This window comes from Arthrobacter sp. NPDC056727, from assembly GCF_042790555.1.
Classification (GTDB): Bacteria; Actinomycetota; Actinomycetes; order Actinomycetales; family Micrococcaceae; genus Arthrobacter.
Genome location: NZ_JBHTZA010000061.1, coordinates 1 through 2,109, shown reverse-complemented (window position 1 = coordinate 2,109; position 2,109 = coordinate 1). Strand labels below are relative to the sequence as shown.

Here is a 2,109-nt window from a genome sequence, read left to right as displayed (position 1 = left end):
CACTTGTGGCCCCTGGGAAACGTTTCCCAGGGGCCACAAGTGTACGTTCGCGCTCAGTTCGCGGGACTGTTGCAGAGACTAAAGCCGGACGAGCATCTTTCCGGTGTTCCCGCCGTCGAGCATGTCCATGAAGGCTTGCGGCGCGTTCTCCAGGCCGTCGACCACCGTCTCGTCGTACCGGACGGTGCCGTCGGCCAGCCAGCCGGCCATCCGCCCGGCAAATTCGGCGGCATGCTGGCGCTGTCCGCCCACCAGGAACCCGCGCAGCGTGAGCTGCTTGCCGATGGCCAGGGCGAGGTTGCGCGGCGCGGCCGGCGGTTCCGTCGCGTTGTACTGGGCGATGGCGCCGCACATGGCCACGCGGCCGCCCACATTCAGGACGGACAGCGCAGCTTCGAGGTGGTCGCCGCCGACGTTGTCGAAGTACACGTCAATGCCGTTGCTGCCCGCAGCGTCCTTTAGCTGGTCCAGGACCGGGGCATCGCGGTAGTTGAACGCCGCATCGAAGCCCAGGTCCAGCAGCCGGGCAACCTTCTCCGGCGTGCCCGCGCTGCCAATAACCCGCGAGGCGCCCATGGCCTTGGCGATCTGCCCCGCGAGCGAGCCCACGGCGCCGGCCGCGCCCGAGACGAACACGGCGTCCCCGGGCCTGAACTCCGCCACCTTCAGCAGGCCGGCGTACGCGGTCAGTCCGGTCATGCCCAGCGCGCCGAGGAAGGCTGAGGCCGGGGCGAGGTTGGTGTCCACGGGGGTGGTCTTTTCCGCGTCCACCACCGCATGCTCCCGCCAGCCGAGCTGATGGACGACGACGTCCCCCACCTTGCGCTGTTCGGACCGGGACGCGATTACCTCGCCGACCGCACCGCCGTCGAGCGCTTTATCCAGCGCGAACGGCGCTGAATAGGATTTGGCGTCGTTCATCCGGCCCCGCATGTAGGGGTCCACCGAGATGAACAGGTTCCGGACCAGGACCTGGCCCTCCTCGAGGGCCGGGACTGACGTGTCGGCGAGCCTGAAGTTTTCCGGGACCGGCCGTCCCGACGGGCGCGAGGCCAGCTGGATCTCCCGGGTGGTCACCGGCAACGCCGTTGCTGCGCCGGCGCTCACGCTGCGAACTCCACGAGCGTCAGCGCCACATCCATGTTGCCGCGCGTCACGTTGGAGTACGGGCAGATGCTGTGCGCCTTGGCCATGAGGTTTTCGGCCGTGTCCCGGTCCAGTGCGGGGAGTGCGATCTCCAGCTCGGCGGCCAGGCCGTAGCCCGCGCTGTCCTCCAGGGCGCCGAAGTGGATCTTGGCGGCCACGGCGGAGTCGGTGAGGTCTGCCTTGGCCTGCCGGCCCACCACGCGGAGGGCGGAGTGAAAGCATGCCGCGTAGCCGGCGGCGAACAGCTGCTCCGGGTTGGTGCCCTGGCCGCTGCCGCCCAGTTCCACCGGGCTGGCGAGGCTGACGTCGAGCTTGCCGTCCCTGGTCCGCGCGGAACCGTCGCGGCCTTCGCCGGACGCGAGGGCCTCGGCTGTGTAGAGAGTCTTCAATGTGTTTCCTTCCGGTCGGGAGGTCAGAGCGAATTGTGCAGGGCTGCTGTGAGCTTGCCGAGGGTTTCGCGCAGCTGGTCCAGTTCGCCGGGGCTCAGGCCCGCCGCGGCGGCGAGGTGCTGGGGCACGCCGGCGGCCTTGCTGCTCAGGGCCTTGCCGGCGTCGGTCAGGTGCACGGCCACCCGGCGTTCGTCCTCGGCCGAACGCCGGCGCTCCACGAGGCCCAGCGCCTCGAGCCGCTTGAGGAGGGGTGAGAGGGTTCCTGAGTCGAGCCCGAGCTCCTCCCCCAGTTCGCGCACGCCGCGGGGTTCGTTCTCCCAGAGCACAAGCATGACGAGGTACTGCGGGTAGGTGAGGCCGAGGTCGTCCAGCAGCGGACGGTAGACCGCCGTCGCCGCCCGCGACGCGGAGTACAGGGCAAAACAGACCTGGCGGTCAAGACGGGGAGCATCGGGCATAGCGATAACAGTAGCGGGCAATTCAGTTGTGCACAACTTAACTGCGCCAAAGAAAGCGCGAACGTACAGTTGTGGCCCCTAAAACCAGGGTTTCAGGGGCCACAACTGTACGTTCG

3 protein-coding genes are annotated in these 2,109 nt (G+C 68.6%); all 3 read right to left on the bottom strand.

Annotated features, from left to right (window positions below):
- Positions 1–78: 78 nt before the first annotated feature.
- From ACFRAH_RS24245 to ACFRAH_RS24235, 3 genes are read right to left on the bottom strand one after another with little or no spacing between them, the layout of a single operon-like run.
- Positions 79–1,107: an NADP-dependent oxidoreductase gene (locus tag ACFRAH_RS24245; protein WP_377993441.1), complete on the bottom strand. Its 1,029-nt coding sequence runs from the start codon at positions 1,105–1,107 to the stop codon at positions 79–81.
- Positions 1,104–1,535: an organic hydroperoxide resistance protein gene (locus tag ACFRAH_RS24240; RefSeq protein ID WP_377993440.1), complete on the bottom strand. Its 432-nt coding sequence runs from the start codon at positions 1,533–1,535 to the stop codon at positions 1,104–1,106. Before ACFRAH_RS24240 ends, ACFRAH_RS24245 begins: the two co-directional genes overlap by 4 nt.
- Positions 1,536–1,558: 23 nt before the next feature.
- Positions 1,559–1,993 carry a MarR family winged helix-turn-helix transcriptional regulator gene (locus ACFRAH_RS24235; RefSeq protein ID WP_377993439.1) on the bottom strand — a complete coding sequence of 145 codons (435 nt, stop codon included), beginning with the start codon at positions 1,991–1,993 and terminating at the stop codon, positions 1,559–1,561.
- Positions 1,994–2,109 lie beyond the last annotated feature (116 nt).